The 25,785-nt window shown below is 70.7% G+C and carries 20 protein-coding genes; 10 read left to right on the forward strand and 10 right to left on the reverse strand.

Features of this window, described 5'->3' with window-relative positions:
- Positions 1-9 precede the first annotated feature (9 nt).
- A complete protein-coding gene (locus tag ACE3TE_RS05925; RefSeq protein ID WP_374603091.1) occupies positions 10-1,323 on the reverse strand; it encodes an aminotransferase class V-fold PLP-dependent enzyme in 1,314 nt (437 codons plus the stop codon).
- 165 nt (positions 1,324-1,488) lie between these two features.
- Between ACE3TE_RS05925 and ACE3TE_RS05930 the strand changes: the two genes are divergently transcribed.
- Positions 1,489-3,885: a protein kinase gene (locus tag ACE3TE_RS05930; protein WP_374603093.1), complete on the forward strand. Its 2,397-nt coding sequence runs from the start codon at positions 1,489-1,491 to the stop codon at positions 3,883-3,885.
- 356 nt (positions 3,886-4,241) lie between these two features.
- Here the strand turns inward: ACE3TE_RS05930 and ACE3TE_RS05935 are convergent, their stop codons facing one another.
- Both ACE3TE_RS05935 and ACE3TE_RS05940 read right to left on the reverse strand, forming a co-directional pair.
- A complete protein-coding gene (locus ACE3TE_RS05935; RefSeq protein WP_374603094.1) occupies positions 4,242-7,292 on the reverse strand; it encodes an efflux RND transporter permease subunit in 3,051 nt (1,016 codons plus the stop codon).
- Between the two features lie 3 nt (positions 7,293-7,295).
- Positions 7,296-8,372: an efflux RND transporter periplasmic adaptor subunit gene (locus ACE3TE_RS05940; RefSeq protein ID WP_374603096.1), complete on the reverse strand. Its 1,077-nt coding sequence runs from the start codon at positions 8,370-8,372 to the stop codon at positions 7,296-7,298.
- Between the two features lie 128 nt (positions 8,373-8,500).
- Here ACE3TE_RS05940 and ACE3TE_RS05945 point away from each other — a divergent pair, with 128 nt between their 5' ends.
- On the forward strand, positions 8,501-9,709 hold the full coding sequence (locus ACE3TE_RS05945) for a magnesium transporter (RefSeq protein ID WP_374603098.1): 1,209 nt from the start codon (positions 8,501-8,503) through the stop codon (positions 9,707-9,709).
- A 255-nt stretch (positions 9,710-9,964) separates the two neighbouring features.
- Positions 9,965-12,757, forward strand: a complete 2,793-nt coding sequence (gene glnE / locus ACE3TE_RS05950; protein ID WP_374603100.1) for a bifunctional [glutamate--ammonia ligase]-adenylyl-L-tyrosine phosphorylase/[glutamate--ammonia-ligase] adenylyltransferase — start codon at positions 9,965-9,967, stop codon at positions 12,755-12,757.
- Here the strand turns inward: glnE and ACE3TE_RS05955 are convergent.
- The 3 genes from ACE3TE_RS05955 to ACE3TE_RS05965 form a co-directional block, all read right to left on the reverse strand.
- On the reverse strand, positions 12,754-13,113 hold the full coding sequence (locus ACE3TE_RS05955) for a DUF6404 family protein (protein WP_374603102.1): 360 nt from the start codon (positions 13,111-13,113) through the stop codon (positions 12,754-12,756). The two genes, glnE and ACE3TE_RS05955, sit on opposite strands and share 4 nt — an antisense overlap.
- A 28-nt stretch (positions 13,114-13,141) precedes the next feature.
- On the reverse strand, positions 13,142-14,095 hold the full coding sequence (locus ACE3TE_RS05960) for a mitochondrial fission ELM1 family protein (protein ID WP_374603104.1): 954 nt from the start codon (positions 14,093-14,095) through the stop codon (positions 13,142-13,144).
- 61 nt (positions 14,096-14,156) lie between these two features.
- Entirely contained in the window at positions 14,157-14,945 is a 789-nt protein-coding gene (locus ACE3TE_RS05965; RefSeq protein WP_374603106.1) for a hypothetical protein, read from the reverse strand.
- 216 nt (positions 14,946-15,161) lie between these two features.
- On the opposite strand from ACE3TE_RS05965, the gene ACE3TE_RS05970 reads away from it, so the two are divergent.
- The 5 genes from ACE3TE_RS05970 (at position 15,162) to ACE3TE_RS05990 (ending at position 19,339) form a co-directional block, all read left to right on the forward strand.
- The gene (locus ACE3TE_RS05970; RefSeq protein ID WP_374603108.1) at positions 15,162-15,737 is read left to right on the forward strand and encodes a YceI family protein; all 576 of its coding nucleotides are present in this window, start codon (positions 15,162-15,164) and stop codon (positions 15,735-15,737) included.
- 136 nt (positions 15,738-15,873) lie between these two features.
- A complete protein-coding gene (locus ACE3TE_RS05975) occupies positions 15,874-16,077 on the forward strand; it encodes a zinc-finger domain-containing protein (protein ID WP_374603110.1) in 204 nt (67 codons plus the stop codon).
- 22 nt (positions 16,078-16,099) lie between these two features.
- On the forward strand, positions 16,100-17,212 hold the full coding sequence (locus ACE3TE_RS05980) for a glycosyltransferase (protein ID WP_374603112.1): 1,113 nt from the start codon (positions 16,100-16,102) through the stop codon (positions 17,210-17,212).
- Positions 17,190-18,452 (forward strand): O-antigen ligase family protein, encoded by a 1,263-nt coding sequence (locus tag ACE3TE_RS05985; protein WP_374603114.1) that lies wholly within the window; start codon positions 17,190-17,192, stop codon positions 18,450-18,452. Before ACE3TE_RS05980 ends, ACE3TE_RS05985 begins: the two co-directional genes overlap by 23 nt.
- A 5-nt stretch (positions 18,453-18,457) precedes the next feature.
- On the forward strand, positions 18,458-19,339 hold the full coding sequence (locus tag ACE3TE_RS05990) for a lysophospholipid acyltransferase family protein (protein ID WP_374603116.1): 882 nt from the start codon (positions 18,458-18,460) through the stop codon (positions 19,337-19,339).
- A gap of 83 nt (positions 19,340-19,422) precedes the next feature.
- Here ACE3TE_RS05990 and lpxL read toward each other — a convergent pair whose 3' ends face one another.
- Positions 19,423-20,334 carry an LpxL/LpxP family Kdo(2)-lipid IV(A) lauroyl/palmitoleoyl acyltransferase gene (lpxL, locus tag ACE3TE_RS05995; protein WP_374603117.1) on the reverse strand — a complete coding sequence of 304 codons (912 nt, stop codon included), beginning with the start codon at positions 20,332-20,334 and terminating at the stop codon, positions 19,423-19,425.
- Positions 20,335-20,369: 35 nt separating this feature from the next.
- Here lpxL and waaA point away from each other — a divergent pair, with 35 nt between their 5' ends.
- Positions 20,370-21,698, forward strand: a complete 1,329-nt coding sequence (gene waaA, locus ACE3TE_RS06000) for a lipid IV(A) 3-deoxy-D-manno-octulosonic acid transferase (RefSeq protein ID WP_374603119.1) — start codon at positions 20,370-20,372, stop codon at positions 21,696-21,698.
- A 9-nt stretch (positions 21,699-21,707) separates the two neighbouring features.
- On the opposite strand, the gene ACE3TE_RS06005 is transcribed toward waaA, so the two are convergent.
- The 3 genes from ACE3TE_RS06005 to ACE3TE_RS06015 form a co-directional block, all read right to left on the reverse strand.
- Positions 21,708-23,069 carry a TolC family outer membrane protein gene (locus ACE3TE_RS06005; protein ID WP_374603121.1) on the reverse strand — a complete coding sequence of 454 codons (1,362 nt, stop codon included), beginning with the start codon at positions 23,067-23,069 and terminating at the stop codon, positions 21,708-21,710.
- A gap of 16 nt (positions 23,070-23,085) precedes the next feature.
- The gene (locus ACE3TE_RS06010; RefSeq protein WP_374603123.1) at positions 23,086-23,739 is read right to left on the reverse strand and encodes a protein-L-isoaspartate O-methyltransferase; all 654 of its coding nucleotides are present in this window, start codon (positions 23,737-23,739) and stop codon (positions 23,086-23,088) included.
- A 171-nt stretch (positions 23,740-23,910) separates the two neighbouring features.
- Positions 23,911-24,552, reverse strand: coding sequence for a TetR/AcrR family transcriptional regulator (locus ACE3TE_RS06015; protein WP_374603125.1), 642 nt, complete (start codon positions 24,550-24,552; stop codon positions 23,911-23,913).
- A gap of 84 nt (positions 24,553-24,636) precedes the next feature.
- On the opposite strand from ACE3TE_RS06015, the gene ACE3TE_RS06020 reads away from it, so the two are divergent.
- Entirely contained in the window at positions 24,637-25,785 is a 1,149-nt protein-coding gene (locus tag ACE3TE_RS06020) for an efflux RND transporter periplasmic adaptor subunit (RefSeq protein ID WP_374603127.1), read from the forward strand.

Here is a 25,785-nt window from a genome sequence, read left to right on the forward strand (position 1 = left end):
GGGCGATGGTCAGGCGGCAACCTGGCGCATCGCCGCAAGCGCCTGGTCCACCTCTTCCGCTGTATTCACCAGGCTCGGCGCCAGCCGCGCATACGCCACGGCATAGGGGCTCACACTGGCCAGGAAGCCGCGCTCCAGCAGCTGCTGCACGACCTGCTGTGGCGTCAGTCCCTCCACCTCGAAGGCGACTACGCCGGCGGACAGGGCCGGAGACATCGGCGTGTGCAGCCGTACCTTGGGCAGGCCGGCCAATCCTTCCTTGAGCTGGCTGTTCATCGCGGCGATGCGTTCCGCCACGCGGCGCCGCCCCATCGTCGAATGCATGCGGAAGGCCGCGCCCATCGCCCACTGGTGCTCGAAGGCATGGAAGCCGCCGGGCGACATGCGGCCGGCGTTGTTGGGCGTTTGCGGGTCGCGGTCGCCTGCCCAGGCCTCGTAGCTTTCGATGTCGGTGAAGCTGGGCACCACGGGTCGCAGTCGCGCCCAACCCGCGGCATCCGACCAGACGATGCCGGTGCCGCGCGGCGCGAAAATCCATTTGTGCGTGCCGGCGACGAAATAATCGACGCCGGTGGAAGGAATGTCCTCGTCGGCCGAACCCAGCCCGTGCACGCCATCAACCACCAGCAGAACCGACTGCGGTAGTTCGCCCAGCGCGGCGGCGATCTCGCGGATGGGCAGGCGCAGGCCACTGCTCGAATGCACCCAGGTCAGCCCCACCACACGCGTCTTCGGGCCGATGGCGGCTTTCAGTCGCGCGATCATTTCATCGGTGCTGGCCTTGGCAGCATCGTCGTGCAGCGCGATCTTGCGCATGGTCGCGCCGGCGCGCTGCGTGGCCAGGCGGATCGATTCGTGGTGGGCGTAGTGGTCGTGCGTGGTGCACAGGACCTCGTCGCCGGCCTGCAGCGGCAGGCCGTGGTAGACCAGGGCGAGCCCTTCGGTCGTGCTGCGCACCAGGCAGATGTCCTCGGGCCGGCCGCCGAAATACGCCGCCACGTCGCGCGCCACGGCCGAGGGCAGGTGCTGCTCGTCGCTGCCGAACATGCCGTGTTCGACGGTGAGCAGCGGGTTGGCGTCGAGCGCGCGACGATAGCCTTCCAGCGCGTCGCGCACCGGCGCCGGGTGGCTGGCGATGTAGAACGAAGAAAAATGGCGATAGGCCGGATCGAGCATGAACTGGGCGCGCACGATGTCCCAGTTGGATAGGTCGGGCATGGCCGGCGTCTGCGAGGCGACCGCAGCCAGCAGCGAACCGGGCACGAGCGCGCTGGCGGCCAGGGCCGCGGGGGTTGCCAGGAACTGGCGGCGGGTCACGGCCATGGGGCGACTCCGGGGTGGGTCACTGGAGCAACGCGGCATGGCGTCTGTCTCGGCCACCGGTGCCGGGCCAGGATCATGCGCGTCTCGCGGCACGGGAGTGACTGGTCAACGGCTGGCTCCCACCTTCTGTTAACGTCGGGCCGCGACAGGCGGCAGGGGGCATCGATGAACACATCCGTTGAAGTGCAGGTGCTGCAGTGGTTCGAGCGGGCGCTGGCCCAGAAGCCGGAGCACAGGCGCGCCTGGCTCGACGGGCAGGAACTGGACCCGCCCATCCGCGACCGGGTCCTGCGTCTGCTTGATGCCGACCGCGCCTCGGCGGGGTTCCCCGAGGAAACCGTAGTGGCGCCCGAGGAAGCGCCGGCCGAGTTCCCGAAGGTCGGCGAGCGCCTGGGCCCCTGGGAGTTGCTCAAGCCGCTGGAAGCCGGCGGCATGGGCGTGGTTTACCTGGGTCGTCGTGCCGACGATGCCTACGACCAGCAGGTGGCGATCAAGCTTGTCCGGCCGGTGCACCTGCTGGCCGCGGCCGATTTCCGGCGCCAGCTGATCAGCCGCTTCGAGGAAGAACGCAACATCCTGGCGCGGATGAGCCACCCGAACGTGGCGCGCATCCTCGACGGCGGCAGCACCTCGGGCGGCATTCCCTACCTGGTGATGGAATTCGTGGACGGTGTGCCGCTCACCGATTACTGCCGCCAGAACAAGCTGGACCTGCGGGGCCGGCTGGTGCTGTTCGGCAAGGTTTGCGACGGCGTGCAGGAAGCGCACCGCCACCTGATCGTGCACCGCGACCTGAAGCCAGACAACATCCTGGTGGGGGCCAACGGGGAACCGCGCCTGCTCGATTTCGGCATCGCCAAGATCCTCGAAGCCGAACCGCTGGATACCGGCGGCAAGCGCCAGACCTCGCTGTCGGCGATGACGCCCGCTTACGCCAGCCCCGAACAGGTGCGCCAGCAGAGGCTGACCACCAGTTCCGACGTGTACTCGCTGGGCGTGATGCTCTACCAGCTTATAGCCGGCGTGCGCCCCTACGAACTCGGGGGGCTGCGCCCCTCCGAAGCCGAGCACGTGGTCTGCGAAACCCTGCCGGACCCGATGCGAAAGATGCTCGACAAGGCCGTGCTGACGGACGCGGAGCGGCGCCAGCGTCGTGCGCAGATCACGCCGGACATCGAGCGCATCGTCGCCAAGGCGATGCACAAGGAATCCGCGCGCCGCTACGGCTCGGCCCAGGAGCTGGCCGACGACATACGGCGCTACCTCGCCGGCCTCCCGGTGCAGGCGCATCCGGACTCCACCGCCTACCGGGTCCGCAAGTTCGTGCGCCGTAACCGCTGGGGCGTGCTGGCGGCTTCGCTGGCGCTGGTGGCGGTGCTGGCGTCGGCGGGCGTGGCTTTCTGGCAGGCCGGGGAGGCCCGCCGTGCGGAAAGCGACGCGAACCGCATCAACAAGTTCCTCACCGGCATCCTCACCTACTCCGATCCGTACGTGTCGGGCGGTGAGATGACGTTGGCCGAAGCGGTGGACTCGTCGCTGGCCACGGTCGACGCCTTCTTTGCGGATCGGCCGGATCTGCTCTACCGCATCCGCCAAACCCTGGGCAGTACCCTGCTGGGGCGTGGCCGCACGGCGGAGGCACGGGAGCTGCTGGAGCTGGCGCTGAAGGACGCGGTCGCGATAGCCGGAAAGGATTCGATGCCGGTGATGGAGATCCGGCAGGCCCTCGTGCAGGTCCTGAGCGCCGAGCAGCGCACGGGTGAAGCGGTCGACGCGATGGAAGCGCTGCGCTCGGACATGCGCCTCGCGGGCCTGGAACAGAGTGACCTGTACTTCACCGTGCTTGCCAACCTTGGCGAACTCAAGCTGGGGCAGGATGACCACGAGGCGGCGGCCGCGCTGTTCGCCGAGGCCCGGGCGATGCCTGCGGAAATACTGGAGATGGTGCCTGCCAACACGATGGCGGTGCTGGTATCGAACGAGGCGTATGTCGCCTACAACCGCGGTCGTTACGAAGAAGCGGAGGCACTGTTCGACCAGGCCGACGCCATGCATCGTCGTGTCCACCCCGCCGGCAGTCCGGACCTTTGGATCCTGCAAAGCAACCGGGCCTTCATGCTTGATGAAATGGGGCGCCAGCAGGAGGCGCTGGCGCTTCGGGAGGCCGTGCTGGAGGAACAGCGCCGGCAGCTGGGTCCCGACCATCCCTTCCTGCTAAAGACGATGAGCAGCCTGGCGCTCGGGGCGCTCCAGCAGGGCGACCTGGAAACAGCTACCAAGCACATGCGCGCCACCGTGGAGCTCAGCCGGGCCGAACAGCCACAACCCAGCCCCGACACTGTGATTTACGAAGGCATGCTGGCCCGCATCCTTCGCGACGCCGGCGAGCTGGAGGCCGCCGAGGACACGCTGGCCCAAGCCGAGGCGCGGCTGGCTGGGCTGGAACCCGTGCCGGAGGAGTTGGCCCGGATGATTTCAATCCAGCGCTCACACATCTGCGCTCGCGCACGGGCCCTGGATCTGCCCCGCTGCGCCGGGGTGCCCCCGCCTCCCAACGACTAGAACGGGGTCAGGTTCACTTCTGCGGTGCGCGTGCCGGCCGGTGTGCCGGCCGGGTCGCGGCGAAACGTTGGGTCTTGGCCTGAACCATGGCCTGGAAGTCGTCCCGGCCCCACGCGCGCTGCTGGCGAAGGTAGTCGCGGATCTGATCGAGTTCATCGGAAGGCGTGGCTTCACGGAGCAATTTCTCGTAGGCACTTCCCGCAAGCGCCGACGAAGATTGGAGTGCGACCTGCGCGGCATGCAGCGTCAGCAGTGGATCCGTTCTCCGGCCGCACAGGGCGGCCGGCCATCATCAGAATGCCCGCCCGCGCCTCGGAAACACGCTCCCGCGAGGGAAAGTGAACCTGACCCCCTTCTTAGGTCTTGCGGGTGAAGCGCCGGGTGAAGGTTTCCATGGCCGCGAAGGCTGCCGGGATCACCACCAGGCTCAGCAGCGTCGAGGTGGCCAGGCCGCCGATCACGGCGATCGCCATCGGCTGGCGGAAGGCGGCGTCGGCGCCCAGACCGAGGGCAATCGGGGTCATGCCGGCGGTCATCGCGATGGTGGTCATGATGACGGGGCGGGCGCGCTTGTGGCAGGCGTCCACCAGGGCGTCGTGCATGTTCATGCCCTTTTCGTCTTCGGCGATGACAGCGTAGTCCACCAGCAGGATCGAGTTCTTGGTGGCGATGCCGATCAGCATCAGCAGGCCGATCAGCGCCGGCAGCGACAGCAGGGTCCCGGTGAGCAGCATCGCGCCGAAGGCGCCGCCGGCCGACAGCGGCACCGCCATCAGGATGATCAGCGGGTGGCTGGCGTGGTTGAACAGCAAGAGCAGCACCGCGTACACGCAGAACAGGCCGGCGCCCATTGCCAGGGCGAAGCCGACGAAGAGTTCGACGAAGATTTCCGAATCGCCGGTGTTCTGCACCTGCACGCCGGGCGGCAGGCGCTGCAGCGAGGGCAGCTTTTCGACTTCGGCCATCACCTCGCCCAGCGGACGGCCGTTGAGTTCGGCGGTGAAGGTGATGTTGCGCTGGCGGCCGTAGCGGTTGACCTGTGAGGGTCCGCTGCCCCGGCGGATATCGGCCACCGCCGACAGCGGTACCGTGCCGCCCTTGGCGCTGGGCACGCGCATCAGCGTCAGCAGGTCCTGGTCGGAGAGGTTTTCCTCGGCCAGGCGTACGCGGATCGGCACCTGGCGGTCGGGCAGGTTGAGCTTGGCCAGGCGCTGGCGGAAGTCGCCGCTGGTCGCGATGCGCGCGGCTTCGGCGATGTCCACGGTGGACACGCCCAGGTCGGCGGCGCGGCGGGCGTCGGGCACGATCACCAGCTCCGGGCGCAGCAGCGAGGCAGTCGAGCTGACCGTGCCCAGGCCCGGCAGCGAACGCAGGTCACGCTCGAACTCGTCGGCGGCGCGGTACAGGCGCTCGGGATCGTCGCCGCTGAGCACCAGCATCAGCTGCTCGCCCGGTTCGCTGCTCAGGAAACGCTGGCGCACGCCGGGCAGCGCGGTCAGCCGCTCGCGTACTTCGCGCTCGAGCTCCTTCTGCGAGCGCTCGCGTTCGCCCTCGGGGCCCCAGTCCAGCACCATCGTGACCTTGCGCACCTCGCCGAAGCCGCTCACCGCGGGGTCGCCCAGGTCGAGCACGCCGCCGACGGTGGCGTAGGCCTGGCGAAGCTCCGGGATGTCGCTGATCAGCGCGCGCGCGGATTCGCTCATTTCCGCGGTTTGCTCCAGGCGGGCGCCGGGCGGCAGCTCCAGGCTCAGGTTGCTGCGGCCCAGGTCCGATCCGGGGATGAAGGTGGCCGGGATGAAGGGCAGCAGCATCAGCGAGCCGATGAACATCAGCAGCGCCAGCCCCAGGGTCTTGAAGCGGTTGGCCAGCGCCCACTCGACCAGGCGCAGGTAGCGCGCCATCAGCTTCGATTGCTTTTCCACGTGCGGCTTGGGCTTGAGCTGGTAGGCCGCCATCATCGGCGTCAGCAGTCGCGCGACCATCAGCGAGAAGATCACCGCCGTCGCCGCGGTCCAGCCGAACTCCAGGAAGAATTTGCCGGCGATGCCGGGCATGAAGGCCACCGGGATGAACACCGCGGCCAGCGTCGCCGAGGTGGCGATGACGGCCAGGCCGATTTCATCGGCGGCTTCGGTCGCGGCCTGCTTGGGCGGCTTGCCCATGGCCAGGTGGCGGTCGATGTTCTCGACTTCGACGATGGCATCGTCCACCAGGATGCCCACGACCACCGCCAGCGCCAGCAGCGTGATCATGTTCAGGCTGAAACCCAGCAGCCAGATGACGCCGAAGGTGGGGATGATCGACAGCGGCAGCGCCAGCGCCGAAATCCAGGTCGCGCGCCAGTCGCGCAGGAACCACCAGACCACCAGCACCGCCAGCAGGGCGCCCTCCCAGAGCATCGTCATCGAGGACTTGAAGGAGGCCCGCACTTCGTCGATGGCGGTGCTGACGAGCTTGAACTGCACGCGCGGGTGCTGCTCCCCGAGTTCGCGGATGGCCTTTTCGATGCCTTCGCCGACGTCGATCTCGCTGGAGCCGCGGGTGCGGCTGATGCCGAAGCTGACCACCGGCTGGCCGTCGATCAGCGCCAGCTGCCGGCGTTCGGCGTGGCCGTCGGTGACCGTCGCCAGCGCCACCAGCGGCACCTGGCTGCCGTCGGGCAGCACGATCGGGAACTGTTCCAGGGTCTGCGCGCTGTCCACCGTGCCGACGGCGCGGATCGCCTGTTCGCTGCTGCCCTGGGTGGCGCGGCCGCCGGAGCGTTCGAGCTGCGAACGCGCCAGCTGCGCCGAAATCTCGCCGGCGGTGATGCCGTAGGCGGCCAGCACGCCCGGCCGCAGGTCCACCTGCACCTCGCGGTCGATGCCGCCGCTGCGCACCACGGTGCCGACACCGCGCACCGAGAACAGCTTCTTGGTGACTTCGTTGTCGACGAACCAGCTCAGCTCGTCCTCGCCCAGGCTGTCCGAAGCCACCGCGTAGGTGACCAGCGTGCCGCCGACGATCTCGATCTTCGCGACCACCGGGTCCTCGATGTCGGCCGGCAGGTCGGCACGGATGCGCGCGACGGCGTCGCGCACCTCGTCGAGCGCGTCGGAGATGTCCTTGCCGATCCGGAACTCCACGAAGGTCGTGGACGAACCTTCGGTGACGGTGCTGACCAGCTTGTTGATGTCGGCCAGGCTGGCCACCGAGTCTTCGACCTTGCGTGTCACCTCGGTTTCGAGCTGGCTGGGCGTCGCGCCCGGCAGAACCACGGTTACCGTGATGCCCGGGTAGGAGACGTCCGGGAAGCGCGACACGGCCAGCTGCTGGAACCCGAACAGGCCCACCAGTGTGAGCAGGATGAAGAGCAGGATCGCCGGCAGCGGCCGGTTGATGGACCAGGCGGAGAAGTTGATCGCCATGGCTCAGTCCTGCGTCGGCACGACGCGCACCAGGTCGCCGTCGGCCAGGAAGCCGGCGCCTTCGACCACCACGCGTTCGTCGCCTTCCAGTCCCTCGCGGACCTCGACCACGTCGCCGCTGCGGGCGCCCAGTTCAACCCGGCGCTGGGCCACGACATCGCCTTCGCCAAGCACGAACAGGTAGCGGTAGCCGTCGCGTTCGACGATCGCGGCGGCGGGCACGGTGCGCACTTCGCGCTCGGCCAGCAGGATCTCGCCCGGCGCGTACATGCCGGCGCGCAGGCCGCCGGGCGCCGGCAGGTCGGCGAACACGGTGCCGGTGCGGCTGCGGCTGTCCAGGCCCGGGGAAAGGGTGCGCACGGTGCCGGTCACCGGCTGGCCATCGGGCGCCTGCAGGCGCACGGGCATGCCTTCTTCGATCTGGACCAGGGCGTCCTCGGGCAGCTCGGCGCGCCATTCCAGGCGACGGTCGCGGATCAGGCGCAGCAGTTCGGCGCCGGCGGTGACCACCTGGCCGGGCTGCACGCTGCGCGCCGAGATGACGCCGTCATGCGGCGCCCGCAGCGTCGCGAAGCCAAGGCGTAGGCGGGCACTGTCGACCTGGGCGCGGGCGGTGTCGCGCTGGGCTTTGGCGGTGAGTTCGCCGGCGATCAGCTGGTCGGCTTCGCTGGCGGCCACCAGCTGCTCGCGCTTGAGCATCTCGCCGCGGCGGGCGTTGGCGCTGGCGACGGTGAGGTTGGCTTCGGCCTGCGCCAGGGCGGCTTCGGCCTGGCGTAGTTCCATCGCCAGCGTGCGGGTGTCGAGCTGCAGCAGCGGCTGGCCTTCGCGCACTTCGTCGCCGACCTCCACCGCCACCGAGGCCACGCGCTGGCCGGACAGTTCAACGCCCAGCACCACCTCTTCCCAGGCCGCGATCGAACCCGAGGCCGGGATGCGGCGGGGCAGGGACTGCATCGCCGGTTCGGCGACGCTGACGCTCAGCGAGGGGGTGGCGGGCGTGGCGGCGTCGTCGGCACCGCAGGCGGCGAGCACGAGGCCGCACGAAAGCGCGAGCAGGGCTCGCAGGGAGGACGCCGTCATCGGATTTGTTCGCCGTGGGAGTGCGAGGCGGCAATTGTCCCAGAACCGCGCGGGGCGCGCATGGCCGCAGTCCTGTCCGTTCGGCTAGGCTTAAGGCGTTTTCGAAGGCTTTCCCAGGGGAGAAATTCGTGAGCAATTCGAATACCGCGCCCGGCCAGGACCTGGCCAAGCGCATTGCCGCGCTCGACACCGATTCGGCGATCAAGCGCCTCCAGGGCGTGCCGGCGCCGGAAGTGGCGCGACTGCTGGCCAGCCTGCCGCCGGCGCGGGCCAACGACCTGCTGGCGGCGATGCCGATGGGCGAACGCACGGCGGTGATGGCCGCGGCGCCCGTGGGCACCGACTGGGCCGACAGCCAGCGTTATCCGGAAGGCTCGGTGGGCCGGCTCATCGAGGATCCGCCGGCGGTGTTCCCGGCCGGCACCGCGGTCAGTGCCGCCATCGACGCGCTGCGTGAAGTGGTCAAGCAGCGGCTGGTCACCTACCTGTGGGTGGTGGACGGCAGCCAGCGCCTGGTCGGCGTGGTGGCCTTCCGCGACCTGCTCTACGCCGACCGCGACCGGCCGCTGGACGAGATCATGATCCGCTCGCCCTTCTGCCTGCGTCCGGGCATGGACCTGGTGGATGCGATGCGGGAGGTGGTCACGCGCCACTATCCGGTCTATCCGGTCTGCGAGGACGACGGCCACCTGGTCGGGCAGGTGCGCGGGCAGGTGCTGTTCGAGCAGCAGGCCTTCGAGATTTCCGCGCAGGCCGGTTCCATGGTCGGCGTCGAGAAGGAGGAACGCCTGGCGACGCCGCTGTGGCGCGCCTTCAAGTTCCGCAATCCCTGGCTGCTGATCAACCTGCTGACCGTGTTCGTGGCGGCGGCGGTGGTGGGTTACTTCGAGGACACCATCAATCGCGTGGTGGTGCTGGCGGTGTTCCTGCCGGTGCTGGGCGGGCAGGCCGGCAACCTGGGCTGCCAGTCGCTGGCGGTGATGCTACGTGGCATGACCCTCGGCGAGCTCAAGTCCACCCGCATCGCCGGCATCATCGCCAAGGAAGGCGTGCTGGGCCTGGTCAACGGCGCCGTGACCGGCGCGATCGCCGGCGCGGCCATGTACTGGGTGGTGGCGCGCGACGGCGGCGGCGACGCGCTGGCGCTGGGCCTGATCACCCTGGCCGCGATGGCCTTCAGCTGCATGATCGCCGGCCTGGCGGGGTCCACGATCCCGCTGGCGCTCAAGCGCCTGGGCGCCGACCCGGCCACGGCCTCGAGCATCTTCCTCACAACCCTGACCGACGTCGTCAGCATGGGCGCTTTCCTGGGCCTGGTGACCTGGCTGGTGCTCTGAAGCCGGCGCGATGTTGCACTGCAACGTGCAACATTCCGCCCCCCACGCCACGATGCTTTCGCTTCCGACGTGGGGGAGGGAGCTGAAAGCCCGCAGCTGCTCAAGCGCTGCGGGCTTTCTTTTTGCCCGCTTTCCGGCGCCCGCGTGTAGGAGCGCCTTCAGGCGCGAATCTTTTGACTTTGCCGGTGGCCAAGAAGGACTTCGCGCCTGAAGGCGCTCCTACAGGGTTTGATCGGCGCGTGACAGAATCCGGTCATGGCTTCCACTCCTTCCTTGGATGATGCGACCGGCAGGCTGGTAGAGCGCGCGCTTGCGCGGCTTGAAGAGCGGGCGCCGGCCGAGTCGCTGGCGGCCCGGCGCGAGGCGCTGGCGAAGCTGGCGGTGGCCAGCGACTTCGCGATCGACACGCTGGTGCGCCAGCCGGCGTTGCTGGAAACCCTGGACGAGCCGCTGGTCACCGTGCCCGACCTGGGCGCCGACGCGGCGGCCGACTGGCCGTCGCTGCTGCGGCGCTGGCGGGCCCGGCAGTCCACGCGGCTGGTGTGGCGCGACGTCATGGGTATCGACGACGTCGATGCCACGCTGGCCGGCGCCAGCCGCATCGCCGACCAGGCATTGCAGGCCGGCGTCCAGGCGCTCATCGGCCCCTTGGAACAGGCGCACGGGCTTGTGCGCAACGATGCCGGGCTAGTGCAGTCGATGGTGGTGTTCGGCCTGGGCAAGCTGGGCGGGCATGAGCTGAACTTCAGCTCCGACGTCGACCTGGTCTTCGCCTTCCCCGAGCACGGCGTCTCCGACGGCCCGCGGCCGCTGGAGGCCGAGGCCTGGTTCACCCGGCTGGGCCAGCGCCTGGCCCAGCTGCTGGGCGACGTCACCGCCGACGGCTTCTGCCACCGCGTCGACCTGCGCCTGCGTCCCTTCGGCGCCAGTGGCCGGCTGGTCCTGAGCTTCGGCGCGATGGAGCAGTACTACCAGCGCGAAGGACGCGACTGGGAGCGCTACGCCTGGATCAAGGCGCGCCCGGTGGCCGGCGACCTGGCCGCCGGCCAGCGTTTGCTCGATACGCTGCGGCCCTTCGTTTACCGGCGATACCTGGACTACAGCGCGCTCGACGGGCTGCGCGAAATGAAGGCGCTGATCAGCGCCGAGGTGCAGCGGCGCGAACTGGCCGAGGACCTCAAGCTCGGTCCGGGCGGCATCCGCGAAGTCGAGTTCCTGGTGCAGGCGCTGCAGCTGATCCGCGCAGGCCGCGAGCCGGAGCTGCGGGGGCGTTCGCTGCTGCCGGTGCTGGCCGCGCTGGCCGACGCGGGACACGTCAAACCGGCCACCGCCGAACGCCTGGCCATCGCCTACCGCTACCTGCGCCGCCTCGAGAACCGCGTGCAGATGCTGGCCGACCAGCAGGTGCACGCATTGCCCGAAGACCCGCTCGCGCGCCACCGCATCGCCCGCGGCCTGGGCCATGCCGGCGAGGGCGAACTGCTGGCCGAGCTCGACGGCCACCGGTCGGTGGTGGCCGAAGAATTCTCGGGCCTGCTCGAGGCCCGCCGTCGCCGCAAGGCGCCGGTCAGTTCGCTGGTGCAGTACTGGCGCGCGCTGCCCGATGGCGGCGACCTGGCCGTGCTGGCCGACGCCGGCTTCGAGAACGCCGAAGTGCAGGACGCCCACCTGCGCGACTTCGCCCGCACGCCGGCCGTCCGTTCGCTGTCCACCCGCGGCCGTCAGCGGCTGGACAACGTGCTGCCGGAACTGCTGGCCGCCGCCGCGCGTTCGCAGGCACCCGATGCCGCCCTGCCGCGTGGCCTGGCCCTGCTGCAGGCGATCACCCGGCGCACCAGCTACCTGGCGCTGCTGGACGAACAGCCGGCCGCGCTGGCGCGCCTGGTGGACGTGACCGCACGCAGCGCACTTCTTTCCGAGCGTTTGGCTGCGCACCCGCTGCTGCTCGACGAACTGCTCGACACCCGCGCCGCCGGCCCGGTGCCCGACGACGCCGAGATCGCCGAGGTCGTGGCCGATGCCGCCTCGCGCCTGCCGCCCGGCGACATCGAGGCGGGGCTCAACGCGCTCAATGAAATGCGCCAGGCCATCAGCTTCCGGCTGGCGCTGGCGACGATGGGCCTGCGCCTGCCGCCGGTGCAGTCGGCCTCACGGCTGGCGACGCTGGCCGAGTCGCTGCTGGCGGTGCTGCTGCGCCTGGCCGAAGACGACCTGGCCCGCCAGCACGGCCGCATTCCCGGTGCGGGCCTGGCGGTGCTGGGCTACGGCAGCCTGGGCGGCCGCGAACTCGGTTTTGGTTCCGACCTGGACCTGGTGTTCCTGCACGACGCGCCGCCGGACGCGAGTTCCGACGGACTGCGCCCGCTCGATGCCAACCGCTATTTCGGCCGTCTCGCCCAGCGCCTGGTCAGCCTGCTGGGCACGGTCACCGCGGCCGGCAAGCTCTATGAAGTGGACGTGCGCCTGCGGCCCGATGGTGCCCAGGGCATGCTGGTTTCCAGCCTGGAGAGTTTTGCCGACTACCAGCGCCAGCGCGCCTGGACCTGGGAACGCCAGGCCCTGGTGCGTGCGCGGCCGATCGCGGGCTCGCCGGCGGTGCTGGCGGCCTTCAACCGCATCCGTCGCGACACCCTTCAGGCCGCGCGGGACCCCGATGCGCTTCGCGAGGACGTGCTGAAGATGCGCCGGCGCATGCGCACCGAACTCGACCGCAGCAGCGCCGCGCGCTTCGACCTCAAGCAGGGCGAGGGCGGCCTGGTCGACCTGGAGTTCCTGCTGCAGGCGCTGGTGCTTCTGCACGCCGGCGAGCATCCGGCGCTGTGCGAGCCGCGCGACACCCCGGGGCTGCTCCGCGCCGTCGACGCCGCCGGCCTGCTGCCCCCGGACAGCCTGCAGCCGCTGCTGGATGCGCACGCGCTGATGCTGGACATGGGCCTGGACTGCACGCTCGACCAGCGCCCCCGCCTTGTCCCACCGGACGAGGCCCTCGACACCGCCCGGCACAGCGTCCGCCAGGCCTGCCGCGCCAGCGACCTCTCCTTCCCTTAAATGGGGCCGCGGTAGGTGGACCAGGTCGGGAGGCGGTGTTTCTTGGCGTGGTGGCGGTAGTAGCCGGCCATGACCACGCCGAAGACCACGCCGGCCAGCAAGGCGACGGCCACCGTGGCGGCGATCGTCATGCCCTCGCGCCACCACATCAGGACCCACATCATCAGGCCCCAGCCGATCGCGAAGAACAGGCCCATCCCCAGCGCCAGCGGCAGGAAACCGAGGAAAAGCGGCGGCGGCGTCTGCAGCCCGGCCTTCCACATCAGGCGCCAGGCCGGCGGCGCCAGCGTGTAGGGGGAAAGACCCAGCGGCACCAGGTGGCGCTGCATCGCGTCGACTTTTTCGTAATGGTCCAAGAAAGGGGCTCCGGCGAAAGCCCGTTTTCTACAGCGAAAGCCTGTCCCGCACCAGCGCCGCGATGCGCGGCGTTTCGCGCAGCGGTTCCGCGGCGCGGTCTTCGGGCAACTTGCCCAGGACCTGGATGCGGCCGCGCGCCAGCATCGTGTCCAGGTAGCGGCGGACGCGGCCACTGGCGCGCCCTGGTTCGGGCACGTACACCGGGCAGGCCGTCGCGCAGGCTTCGGACACCATGTTCACCGAGTCGGGCGTGACCACGATGCGGTCGGCCCAGGCCAGGGCGCCGGCGTAGGGGTTTTCGCCGTCGGTGGCATCGAACCAGCGGATCCCAGGTACGTCGGCCCAATACGTGCGCGCCAGCGTCGCCAGCCCGGCCGGCGTGCGGCGCGAACCGATCACCACCAGGCTGCCGCCGTCCATGGCCAGCCAGTGTTCCAGCTTCGCCGCCATCACCTCGAACGCGCCGCGGTCGAAGCGAACGGCCGCCGTCGGGCCGCCCATCAGCAGCACCGTGCGCGGGCCCGGCAGGTCGCCCGGCGTCGGGAAATCGCGACGGCCCCGGGCCAGCCAGTCATCGTCCACGGGATTGAGGCTGCCGCAGAGGGTGATGACATTGGCGCCGGTGCGGCCGTCGTGTTCCGGGGCGACCACCAGGTCCCAGTGCGCGGTCGTCATCCGGGGATGCAGCACCTGCACGACGCGCACGCCGCGCTCGCGCAGCAGCCGGGTGGCCAGCGCCGCGCGCCGGCCGGCGCCGATGGCCAGCGTGGGCGGTGTGTCCAGGGCCGCAAGGAATCCAGCGCCGAATGCCTTCTCCGCCCCGGGCAGGCGCCGGGGCGCCAGCCAGCTCCAGGGCATCGCGGCATGAAGCCCGAATTCGCGCGCGTCCGGCGCCAGCGCCTGCGCGAGGGCAAGCGCCTGCCGCCGGTGCCCGGCGGCTCCGTCGTGCAGGACCCAGCAGGAGAGGGCAGGCGCGGCCATCGGCCAAGCCTAGCCGGAACGGTGCCGGCGCCGCGAGGGCGCCGGCATTGCCGTCGGCCGATCAGTCGCCGGTGAGCCGGGTTCCGATGCGCAGGTAGGCCATGTCCGCGAATCGTGCCTGGCCGCGAATTCCCATCCGCACCTGGATCGGCTCGCGGAAGAACTGCGTGGCCTCGCGCTCGCTCAGGCCGAAGTTGCTCATCAGGACCTGACGGCTGACCAGTCCGCCGATGCAGGCGCGCGTGCCGCCGAAGGATTGGGTGAGGTAGTCGCCGGGCTCGGCGTAACCCTCGGCCAGGGCCGCGGCGATCGGAATTTCGATGACGCCGTTGTAGGGCTGTCCGGTGCCGGGGTGGCTTAGTCCGCGCAGGACGCGGCTTTCGATCCGATACACCGCGAAGGCTTCGAATTCGTAGCGAACCCGGGCCGTCGTCGGGTTGGCGAAATTGACGCCGCCCGCCGGCGTCTGCAGGTGGCACACCAGGGAATGGCTGCTGCCCGCCGGCAGGGTAAGCACGGCCAGGTCGGGCAGGTCGAACTGGGTGAGGTTCGGCGACGGGGCAAGCGGGACGCAGCCGGGCGCGGACGGTGAACAGTTCGGCTGCAGGTCCAGCGCCGCCGAAAGCAGGCCCAGCCACTGGACTTCGCGACCGAAACTGTCGGCATCTCCGACCAGGGCATTGGTGACCTTGCCCTTCTTTGCGGTGGAGCCCGCTGCGGCGTTCAGGTCGGCATCAAAGGCCGCCCGCAGGGCCGATTCAGCCGGGGGGGACGGGAGAAGATCGTCGGCGTGGGCCGCCGGCACGGCCAGGGCGGCCGCGAGGGCCAGGCCAAGGGGGATGTGTTTCATGCCATTGCTCCGTGTTGGTTACCTTCGTCCCCGAGGGAGGACGAGGGAGCGGCGCCACGGGCGCGGGTGCTCAGGCCTTCCACGCAGAAAGGGAGCAGGGCACGCCAGGCGCCCGGGACCGCAATGGCTGAAACGATACGTTCACAGGGCGAGGATGCGTTGCAGCCGCAAGCGCAATACGCTGTGCCTCCACCAGCCCCACCCCGGAGAAACGGAATGAAGCTCAAGCAATTCGCCCTGGCCGGGCTGTTCGCCCTGGCCACCCTGCCGGCCCTGGCCGCCGACACCTACGCTATCGACCCGACCCACACCCAGGTCGAGTTCACCTACAGCCACTTCGGCTTCTCGAACATCACCGGCCGCTTCGACAAGGTCGAGTCCGAGTTCGCCTTCGATGCCGCCGACCCGACGCAATCCAGCGTCAAGGTCACGATTCCGGTGGACAGCATCAGCACCGGCGTGGAGAAGCTCGACCAGCATCTGTTGGGCGCCGACTTCTTCGACGCGGAGAAATACCCGACCGCCACCTTCACCAGCACCGGCGTCACCGCCGCCGGCGAGGGCAAGCTGGCCGTGGCCGGCGACCTTACGATCCACGGCGTCACCAAGCCGGTGGTGATGGACGTCACCATCAACAAGGTCGGCGACCACCCGATGTCCAAGAAGCCCGCGGCCGGCTTCGACGCCAGCTTCGACATCAAGCGCAGCGAGTTCGGCGTCGGCGGCTATGCCCCGGCCGTCAGCGACGAAGTGCGCATCGAGATCACCGTCGAAGCGCAGAAGGCCGAATAGTCGTAAACCGGGGTCAGGTGCAATTTCCTTAGGAAATTGCTCCTGACCCCATTTCGGGCCCCTTTACGGGCACGGCTGGCCGTCCCCAGGCCCGAAGCGATGTAAAATGCCGCCCGGACCCCGAAGGACCTTCCCCATGTCGCGTACCGACACCGCCACCGCCCGCGCGCCGGCCAACGCCGAGCGCCGCTACGAGGTGCAGCGCTCCGAGCTGCCGCTGTCCTGCCCGACGCCGGCCATGGCGCTGTGGAACTCGCATCCGCGGGTCTACCTGCCGGTCGAGGCCACCGGCGAGGCCACCTGCCCGTACTGCGGCGCCCACTTCGTCCTCAAGGGCTGAGCCCGGGTCGGGCTTCCCGGCCGTGCGCCGACTGACCGTCGTCCAGCTGCTGCCGGCCCTGCACAGCGGCGGCGTCGAACGTTCCACCCTCGAGATCGCCGGCGCCCTGGTCGCGGCCGGTCATCGCTCGATCGTGATTTCCGCGGGCGGGCGTCTGCTCGGGCGGCTTCTTGCGACGGGCAGCGAACATATCGAACTGCCGGTGGGCAGCAAGTCGCTGCTGGCGGCCCCGGGCACGATGCGCCGCCTGCGCGCCGAACTGGCCCGGATCCGGCCCGACATCGTGCACGCGCGCTCGCGCCTGCCGGCCTGGCTGGCCTGGTTCGCGCTGCGCGGCCTGCCGGCGCCACGCCCGCACTTCGTGACCACCGTGCACGGGCTGAATTCGCCGGGTCGCTACAGCGGCATCATGCGCCGCGGCGAGTGCGTGATCTGCGTGTCCGACACCGTGCGCGAGCACGTGCTCCGGCATTGGCCCGATACCGACCCGGCCGCGCTGCGGGTCATCCCGCGCGGCATCGATCCAGACCAGTTCCCGCGCGGCCACCAGGCCCCGGAAAGCTGGCGCATCGCTTTCGCCAGGGAATTCCCGGCGCTGCAGGGCGGCCGCCTGCTGCTGATGCCCGGCCGCGGCACCCGACTGAAAGGCCACGCCGATGCCATCGCGCTGCTGGCCAGCCTGCGCGAAGCTGGCGAGGACGCCCGCCTGTGGTTGCCCGGCACGCGCGAACCCGGCCGCGAAGCCTACGTCGCCGAACTCGAAGCCCTGGCCCGCGAACGCGCCGTGCTCGACCACCTGGTGATCAGCCCGCCGCGCCACGACATCGTCGAGGCCTACGCCGTCGCCGACCTGGTGCTGCAGCTGTCGAAGAAACCCGAAGCCTTCGGCCGCACGGTCATCGAGGCCCTGTCGGTCGGTCGCCCGGTGCTGGGCTGGGACCATGGCGGCGTCGGCGAACTGCTGCGTGCGCTGTACCCGCGCGGCGCCGTTCGTCCCGGTGATCCGGCCGCGCTGCTGGAAACGGCACGCGCGATGCTGTCCGGGCCGCCGCCGATGCCGGTTACCATCCCCCACACCCTGGCCGCGATGCAGTCGGCCACGCTGGAGACGTATGCAGGGCTCGTCCACCGCTGAAAACCGGCTGCGCTGGGCCCCGTGGTGGGTATTGGCTTCGGTGGCGCTGTGGCCGCTGCCGGGCCCCGCCGAGGCCGTGCTGTCGCTGGGCGCGCTGGTCGCGCTGGCGGTGCTGGCCATCCAGCGCTTCCGCGGCGGCATGGCCCTGCTCAGCCACGAGGCCTGGGCGCTGACGACGGTGCTGTTCCTGAGCTACTGGCTGCCCGAGCTGCTGTCCTCGCCCGATGCGATCAACGCCCGCCGCGCCGTGCGCGAGTCGCTGCTGGACCTGCGCTACCTGCCCTTCCTGTGGCTGGTGGCGATCGCCGTGGCCAATGACCGCGGGCGCCGGCTGACCTTCGCCGGCATCGCGGTGATCTGCGGCTTGTGGCTGCTCGACGCGCTGGTGCAGGCCGCGACCGGCTGGAGCCTGGGCGGGGCGGCCACGGCCGACCGGCTCAGCGGCGTGTTCGGCGCCGGTAACCTCAAGCTCGGCCTGGTGCTGGCCAGCCTGGCGCCGTTCCCGCTGGTGGCTGCCCACGATCGCTTCGGGCTGCCGGGCTGGTTGCTGGTGGCGCTGGCGCTGGTCGTCGTCGTGCTGCTGGCCGGTGCGCGCGCCGCCTGGCTGACCCTGGCGCTGGTGCTGTTCGCCAGCGCCTGGGTGCAGTTCCGCAACCGCCGGCTGCTGCTTGGCCTGGCGGGCGGCGCGGCGCTGGTGCTGGTGCTGGCGACTGCGTTTTCCGACAAGCTGCTCGAACGCGTCGAGCGCACCGGCGCCCTGCTCGACGGAAGTTCCGAAGGCGTCGACCACGCCCTGTCCGGTCGCCTGCCGATCTGGAAGACGGCGCTGACGATGGCGCTGGCGCATCCGGTCAACGGCGTCGGCGTGCGTGGCTTCCGCGACGCCTACCCGGACTACGCCGACGCCACCGACCCCTGGCTGGAGGACGCCGACCACGGTGCCGGCTACCACGCGCACCAGATCGTGCTCGAGGTGCTGAGCGAAACCGGCCTGGTGGGTGCGTTCTTCTGGCTGGGCGGGGCCGCCCTGGCCTGGCGGGCCTGGCGCTTCGCGGGGCCCGGCGCGCGCCGGCGGGCGAGGGCGCCGGCGATGGCGCTGGCGGTGACCGTCTTTCCGCTCAATACCCACCTGGCTTTCTATTCGACCTTCTGGGGGGGCCTGACCCTGCTGATGGCCGCGCTGTACGCCGGCAGCCTGCTGGCGGACCGGCCGGGCGGCCACGCCGCCGACGGGGCCTGAGCCCGGTGCGCTGTTTTTTCCTGCCGCTGCTGCAGGGCGTGGCGTGGCTGGCGGGGCGGTTGCCGCAGCGATTCGTGTCGGGGCTGGGCAAGGCCCTGGCCTGGCTGCTGTGGCCGGCGCTGGTTTCGCGCCGACGCATCGCGCGCATCAACGTCGAGCTGTGTTTCCCGTCGCTCGACGCGTCGGCGCGACGCCGGCTCGCCGATGCCAGCGTCGTCAACACCGTGACCGGCGCGCTGGAGCTGCTGCGCGCCTGGCACGCGCCGCCGTCCGCACTGGCCGGGCTTGCCGACATCGAGGGTCTGCACCATCTGCGCTCGGCGCTCGACCGCGGCCAGGGCGTGCTGCTGATGTGCGGCCACTTCACCCACACCGAACTCGCCGTGCGCCTGCTGGGCGAGGCCCTGGGCCGGCCGGTGCGGGTGGTGGTGAGGCGGCACAACAATGCCTGCCTGGAGCGCTGGTTCGAGCGCTCGCGCGCCGCGGTCTACGGTCCCAGCATCGGCAAGAAGGACGTGCGCGGCCTGATCCGTGCGCTGCAGGCGGGCGAGCCGGTGGTGTATTCGGCAGACCAGAACTTCACCTACCAGAACGCCTTCGTGCCGTTCTTCGGCGTGCCCGCCGCGACGCTGACGGCGACACCGGAGCTGGTGCGCCGCGGCCGCGCCGTGCTGCTGCCGTTCTGGTACCGGCGCTGTGACGACGGGCGCTACCGCATCCGCATCGAAGCCGGCTGGCCGGGCTGGCCCTCGGACGATCCGGTGGAAGACGCCGCGCGTTACATGCGCGAACTCGAAACCGTCGTACGCGAGTGTCCGGAGCAATACCTCTGGGCGCACCGCCGCTTCAAGACCCGGCCACCGGGCGAACCACCCGTCTACCCGTAGCAGCGCCTTCAGGCGCGAATCTTTTGACTTTGCCTTTGGCAAAGAAAGGATTCGCGCCTGAAGGCGCTCCTACGGCGGGAGGGTCAATATTTCCGGCGACTGCCGTCGGGCTGGCGCTTGAATCGCTGGTGCAGCCACAGGTACTGCGCGGGCTGCCGGCGGATCAGGCCTTCGAGCGTGGCCATGATGCGGGCGGTGTCGGCGGTGGCGTCGCGGGTCGGGAAATCCTGCAGCGCCGGCAGGATCTCGATGCGGTAGCGGCCGTCGTCCAGGCGCTCGTGGAACAGCGGCAGCACCGCGGCGCCGCCAAGCCGCGCCAGCTGGTGGGTGGACGTGAGGCTCCAGGCCGGCATGCCGAAAAAGGGCACGAACACGCTGTCGCCGCGCCGCGTTTCCTGGTCGGGCGCGAACCACAGCACGCCGCCCTGTTTCAGGTGCCGGATCGCCGGCCGCAGCTCGTCGCGCGCGAACATCGCCTTGGCATGGCGCAGGCGTCCGCGCTTGACCGCCCATTCCATCGCCGCCTGTTCGTGCGGGCGGTACATCGCGCCCAGTTCCACCTGCTGGCACAGCAGGCGCAGGCAGACTTCCAGCGTGGTGAAGTGCGCCGACACCAGGATCACGCCGCGGCCGCCGGCCTGGGCGGCGCGCAGGTGTTCGAGCCCGGTCAGTTCATAACCGCGGTCCACCGGCGCCAGCCGGCCCCACCAGGCGCGCAGGAATTCGAACACGCCCAGGCCCAGCGAGGCGAAGTTCTCCCGCAGCAGGCGCTCGCGGCTCGCCGCGTCCATCTCCGGGAAACACAGCGCCAGGTTGGTTGCCGCCACGCGCCGCCGCGACGGCAGCAGTTGCAGCATCAGCCGCCCCAGCAGGGGCCCGGCACGCCGCTGCAGCCACCAGGGCCAGCGCGCGAGCGTCCAGCCCAGTGCCACGCCCAGCCAGGTGGGCCAGGTGCGGGGCGAAAGCGGCGGTGGCGGGAAGTCGGAAGGACCCATGCGTCGGACATTCTAGCCGGGGTATCCTGCGCGCCATGCACCCCACCTTCGGACAGCGCGTCCTGCTGGGCCTGTACGCGCTGGTCCTGCATCTTGCGTTCCCCATCACGCTCTACCACCTGGTCTGGCGCGGCATGCGCCAGCGCGACTACCTGCGCCGGTGGACCGAGCGCTACGGCTGGCTCGAGGGCAAGCTCGACCTGCACGACGCAATCTGGGTGCACGCGGTGTCGGTCGGCGAAGTGATCGCGGCGCGGCCGCTGGTCGACGGCTTGCTCGCGCGCCATCCGGAGCGCCCGCTGCTGGTCACCACGATCACGCCCACCGGTTCCGAACGCGTGCGCGCGCTCTGGGGCGACCGCGTCCACCACGTCTACCTGCCCTACGACCTGCGCGCGATGGTGCAGCGTTTCCTCGACCGCGCGCGGCCGGCGCTGGCGGTGATCGTGGAAACCGAAATCTGGCTCAACCTCTACGTCGAGTGCGAACGCCGGGGCATCCCGCTGATGATGGTCAACGCGCGCCTGTCGGAGCGTTCGCTGCGCGGTTACCTGCCGGTGCGTTCGCTGGCGCGGCTGGCGATGCAGTCGGTGGACCTGGTTGCGGCGCAGTCGCGCGCCGATGCCGGCCGCCTGGCGCAGATCGGTGCGCACGGCGACCGCATCGTCGTCACCGGTAACCTCAAGTACGACCTCGCCCTGCCCGAGGGCGTGCAGGAACAGGGCCTGCTCTGGCGCCGCGGCTGGGGCGAGGAGCGTCCGGTCTGGATGGCGGCCAGCACCCACGGCCCCGAAGAGGCCGACGTGCTCGCCGCGCACCAATCCGTGCTGGAGCAGCACCCCGATGCGCTGCTGCTGTGGGCGCCGCGCCATCCCGAACGCTTCGGGCCGGCGACGGCGCTGGCCCAGGAGGCCGGGCTGTCTGTGCGCACGCGCCGCGGCCAGCGCCTGCCGGTGGCGGACACCCAGGTGTTCATCGTCGACACGATCGGCGAACTGCTGTGGTTCTTCGCCGCGGCCGACCTGGCCTTCGTCGGCGGCAGCCTGTGCCCGGTGGGCGGCCACAACGTGCTTGAACCCGCGGCGCTGGGCGTGCCCAGCGTCGTGGGCCCGCACACCTTCAATTTCGCCGATGTCACCCGCCGCCTTGAGCAGGCCGGGGGGCTGATGCAGGTGGACGGCGCCGCCGCGATGGCCCGCGCCGTGCTCACGCTGCTCGGCGATCCGGCGCGCTGCCGGGACATGGGCGCCAAGGCGCGTGCGGAAGTGCACGCGCTGGGCGGGGCGGTGGGACGGACGCTGGACCTGGCCGACCAGGTCCTGGCGGGCCGGCGCAGCTTCGGCGCCGGTCCCGCGCGGGACTGAAAAGCCCGCTTACTGGCCGGCGTCGGCCTCGGCGTCGGACTGGACCAGCGGCGCTTCGGCGTCGGCGGTCAGCACGCTGTTCACCGCCTGCAGGTCTTCGACGGTGATGGTGCCGGCGGCCTGGCGCAGGCGCAGGGTGTTGACCAGGAAGGCGTGGCGGGCGCGCGCGTATTCACGCTGGGCCTGGAACAGCGCCTGCTGCCCGATCAGCACGTCGACGATGGTGCGGGTGCCGACTTCCAGGCCGGCTTCGCTGGCCTCGTAGGCGGCCTGGGCCGATACCACCGACAGGCGGCGGGCCTCGACCTCGGCTTCGCCGGCCACCAGCGAACGCTGGGCGTTGCGGGTGTAGCGCACGACCGCGCGGCGTTCCTGTTCCAGCAGCTCGGCGGCGATGTCGCGGCCGTGCACGGCCTGGCGCACGCCGGACTGGATGGCGCCGCCGGCGTACAGCGGCACGCTGAGCGAGATGCCGACGGTGCTGCCGCCGCCGGAGGTGTTCGGGCCACCGGGGTAGGTGTTCTGCCAGCCGGCGTTGTCACCGATGGACGCGCTGGCCGCCAGGGTCGGCAGGTGGCCGGAACGGGCGGTGGCGATGTCGCGCTCGGCCGCGGCCAGGGCCAGTTCGGCGGCGAGCAGGTTCGGGTTGGACTCGGTGGCGATGGAGACCCATTCCGCGGCGTCGCCCTCGATGTTGTTCTTGGGCACGAAGCCCGGCTCCAGGCCCTGCAGGTTGTCCAGGCGCACGCCGGTGATCTCGGCCAGGGCCTCGTGGGCGTCCTCGAGCGCGGTGGCGGCGGCGATGGCGTTGGCGCGGGCGCTGTCGTAGCGGGCGCGGGCCTCGTGCACGTCGGTGATCGGGGCCAGGCCCACTTCCAGGCGCTTGTCGGCCTGGTCGAGCTGGCGCTTCACCGAACGCTCCTCGGCGCGCGAGGACACCAGGGTCTCGATCGCGGTGAGCACGTTGAAGTAGGCATCGGCGACGCGGACGATCAGGTTGTCGGCCTGGGCGCGCAGCTGGAACGCGGCCTGCTCGTCGCGCAGCTTGGTCGCGCTGAGCGAGGTGTAGTTGCCGTGGTCGTAGATCGACTGGCTGAGGCTGGCGCCGTAGCTGCGGCTGCGGCCGTACTCGTCCTGGCCGCGGGTGCGGGTGTCGGTGAGGCTGGCGCTGGCGCTGATCTGCGGCAGCAGGCGGGCGCGGCTCTGCACCACGTTCTCGCCGGTGGCCAGGCGCTGGGCCTCGGCGGCCGCGAGCACCGGGTCGGATTCACGGGCCATCTGGAAGGCATCCATGAGGTCCGCGGCCGAGACGCTGCCGGCGGCGCCGGCAAGCACGATGGCGGAAACGAGGGGGCGAAGGCTCAGGCGCATGGGGAGGGTCCTGGTATCAAAGGGTGAACTGCGGGGCCGGTTCGGCGCCGTGCAGGTAGGGCACGTCGGTTTCGAACAGGCTCTCGCGGTGGAAGCTGTCGCCATGGCGGGTCACCAGCAGGGCTTCCTGCACCGGCGACTGGCCGTGGATCACGAACAGGCGGCCACCGGGCTTGAGCCAGGCGCCGAAGCGGTCGGGATCGCTGGAAACGGCGCCGGTGATGCAGATGGCATCGAACTGGCGGCCGGGGGTCCAGGCGAAAACATCCGCCGCTTCTACACGCACGTTGGTGATGCTTTCGGCAACGAGGCGGGCGCGGGTGCGTTCGACGAAGTCGGCATGCAGGTCGATGCTGGTGACATCGCGCGCCAGCGCGGCCAGGCAGGCGGTGATGAAGCCCGAACCGGTGCCGACTTCCAGCACCTCGTCGCCCGGGCTGATGGCCATGGCCTGGAGCATGCGGCCCTCGACCACCGGCTTCATCATCACCTCGCCGTGCTCGAGCGGCAGCGGCAGGTCGGCGAAGGCCAGCTTGCGGTGGCGCGGCGGCACGAAGTCCTCGCGGCGCACGCTCATCAGGGTCTCGAGCACGCGCGGGTCGAGCACCTCCCAGGGCCGAACCTGCTGTTCGACCATGGCGAATCGGGCCTGCTGGAAGTCAATCGTCATTGCGGCTAAATCCTTGAATCACAAGGGTGCTTATTCTACGCCGCGGCCCGGGGCCACGGAAGCGGGAAAGGGGGTTGGCGAGGCTCGCGACAAGCATGCTGGCGAGCCCGCGACCCCCTGTAGTGCCATTGGTCACCGGGACTTCACGCGGGCAGGGGCGCCGTTCATGCTTCACCGGCGACCGGGGCCGTAGGCGCGCAGGAACATGTCCACCGTCGCTTCCAGGTGCGCCTCGAGCTGCGGGCCGGCCAGCGGCGCGGGGCAGCTGCAGACCAGCCGGGCGTGGTGTTCGCCCTTGAGCAGGGCGAAAAACTGCGCCGCGGCCAGCGTGCAGTCGGGCACCGTCAGTTCGCCCGCCTCGACTTCGGCGCGCAGGAATTCGGCGAAGGCGCCCTGGATACGCTCGGGGCCCGCCTCCCAGAACAGGTGCGGCAGCGGCGAGCCCTCGGGAAGCGGCTGCGACATGATCCGGTGCACCGCGATCGCCTCGTCCGAGGTGACCAGGCGGAACAGCGCCCGGGCGATGCGCAGCAGCTGCGCACGCATCGGCCCCTCGAAGCGGGCGACGAACAGGTCGGCCGGCAGCAGGTCCTCGCAGCTGGACTTCACCGCCTCCACGAACAGGCTCTCCTTGTCCTGGAAGTGGCTGTAGACGGTCAGCTTGGACACCCCGGCGCCCTGGGCGACCGCGTCCATGGCCGTGCCCTCGTAACCGCGGGCAAGGAACAGGGCCTTGGCGGCTTCGAGGATGGCGGCGCGCTTCTCCGGGTCCTTGGGGCGGCCGGGGGAGGCGGGACGGGCGGCGAGGGCCATGCGCAGGGGCTTCCGGGGATTATTGAACTGGTGAGTATGGTAAAGCTACTATCCCTGCACTTCAATCAATCCGCTGGCGCTGCCATGACCGCTGTCACCCTGCGACGACCGTTCCCGATCGCTGGCCTGCGCCTCGCCCTGTCGGCCGGCCTGCTGGCGCTGCTGGCCGGCTGCGGCGAGGAAGGCGAACCGGAAGGCGCCGCCCGTCCGGCCTGGGTGGTGCAGGCGACGACCCAGGGTGCCGCGCCCACGGCGTATGCCGGCGAGGTGCGGGCGCGCCACGAGCCGGCGCTGTCGTTCCGCATCGGCGGCAAGATCAGCCGGCGCCTGGTCGACGTCGGCGCGCGCGTGGACAAGGACCAGCCGCTGGCCGAACTCGACGCCTCCGACGTCGCCCTGCAGCGCGACGCCGCGCAGGCGCAGCTGGCCTCGGCCGAAGCCGATCTCGCGCTGGCCACGTCCGAACTCGAACGCTACCGGGACCTGGTCGACCAGCAGCTGGTCAGCCGCTCGCTTTACGACGCCCGCGTGTCGCAGCATGAAGCCGCCCAGGCGCGCGTGCGCCAGGCCCGCGCGCAGGCGACCGTGTCGGTGAACCAGGCGGGTTACGCGGTCCTGCGCGCGCCGGCGAACGGGGTCATCGCGCAGCGCCTGGCCGAGGCGGGGCAGGTGGTGGCGGCCGGGCAGACCGTGTTCGTGCTGGCCGAGGACGGCGAGCGCGAGGTGGCGATCAGCGTGCCCGAGCGCGACGCCCGCGACTTCAGCGTCGGCCGGCCGCTGGCGGTGGAGCTGTGGTCGCGGCCGGGCGAACGCTTCCCCGGTTCGCTGCGCGAAATCTCGCCCTCGGCCGACCCCCAGGCCCGCACCTTCGCCGCGCGCGTGAGCTTCGAGCCGGGCGACACCCCGGTGGACCTGGGCCAGAGCGCGCGCGTCTACGCCAACGGCGGCGACCAGCCGGTGGTGACGGTGCCGCTGTCGGCGGTGCACGAAAAGGACGGCGGCGCGGCGCTGTGGGTGGTCGAGCCCGCCGGTTCCACCGTGCACCTGCGGCCGGTGACGCTGGGCGCCTACGGCGAGGAGCGCGTGCCGGTGCTCAAGGGGCTGGCCTCGGGCGAGTGGGTCGTGGCCGCCGGCGTGCACCTGCTGCTGGAAGGCCAGCGCATCACGCCGATTGACGACCAGAACCGGCCGGTGGAACTCGCGCCGCCGTCGCCCGCCGCCGACCCGCGCTGA

Origin of the sequence: Arenimonas sp. (assembly GCF_041919775.1) — a bacterium.
In the GTDB taxonomy this organism is placed as follows: Bacteria; Pseudomonadota; Gammaproteobacteria; order Xanthomonadales; family Xanthomonadaceae; genus Arenimonas.

Excerpts from the sequence above, each read along its gene's own strand:
- ACE3TE_RS05925 (WP_374603091.1), bottom strand. The coding sequence starts at position 1,323 with ATGGCCGTGACCCGCCGCCAGTTCCTGGCAACCCCCGCGGCCCTGGCC.
- ACE3TE_RS05930 (WP_374603093.1), top strand. The coding sequence starts at position 1,489 with ATGAACACATCCGTTGAAGTGCAGGTGCTGCAGTGGTTCGAGCGGGCG.
- ACE3TE_RS05935 (WP_374603094.1), bottom strand. The coding sequence starts at position 7,292 with ATGGCGATCAACTTCTCCGCCTGGTCCATCAACCGGCCGCTGCCGGCG.
- ACE3TE_RS05940 (WP_374603096.1), bottom strand. The coding sequence starts at position 8,372 with ATGACGGCGTCCTCCCTGCGAGCCCTGCTCGCGCTTTCGTGCGGCCTC.
- glnE (WP_374603100.1), top strand. The coding sequence starts at position 9,965 with ATGGCTTCCACTCCTTCCTTGGATGATGCGACCGGCAGGCTGGTAGAG.
- ACE3TE_RS05960 (WP_374603104.1), bottom strand. The coding sequence starts at position 14,095 with ATGGCCGCGCCTGCCCTCTCCTGCTGGGTCCTGCACGACGGAGCCGCC.
- ACE3TE_RS05965 (WP_374603106.1), bottom strand. The coding sequence starts at position 14,945 with ATGAAACACATCCCCCTTGGCCTGGCCCTCGCGGCCGCCCTGGCCGTG.
- ACE3TE_RS05970 (WP_374603108.1), top strand. The coding sequence starts at position 15,162 with ATGAAGCTCAAGCAATTCGCCCTGGCCGGGCTGTTCGCCCTGGCCACC.
- ACE3TE_RS05975 (WP_374603110.1), top strand. The coding sequence starts at position 15,874 with ATGTCGCGTACCGACACCGCCACCGCCCGCGCGCCGGCCAACGCCGAG.
- ACE3TE_RS05985 (WP_374603114.1), top strand. The coding sequence starts at position 17,190 with ATGCAGGGCTCGTCCACCGCTGAAAACCGGCTGCGCTGGGCCCCGTGG.
- lpxL (WP_374603117.1), bottom strand. The coding sequence starts at position 20,334 with ATGGGTCCTTCCGACTTCCCGCCACCGCCGCTTTCGCCCCGCACCTGG.
- waaA (WP_374603119.1), top strand. The coding sequence starts at position 20,370 with ATGCACCCCACCTTCGGACAGCGCGTCCTGCTGGGCCTGTACGCGCTG.
- ACE3TE_RS06005 (WP_374603121.1), bottom strand. The coding sequence starts at position 23,069 with ATGCGCCTGAGCCTTCGCCCCCTCGTTTCCGCCATCGTGCTTGCCGGC.
- ACE3TE_RS06010 (WP_374603123.1), bottom strand. The coding sequence starts at position 23,739 with ATGACGATTGACTTCCAGCAGGCCCGATTCGCCATGGTCGAACAGCAG.
- ACE3TE_RS06015 (WP_374603125.1), bottom strand. The coding sequence starts at position 24,552 with ATGGCCCTCGCCGCCCGTCCCGCCTCCCCCGGCCGCCCCAAGGACCCG.
- ACE3TE_RS06020 (WP_374603127.1), top strand. The coding sequence starts at position 24,637 with ATGACCGCTGTCACCCTGCGACGACCGTTCCCGATCGCTGGCCTGCGC.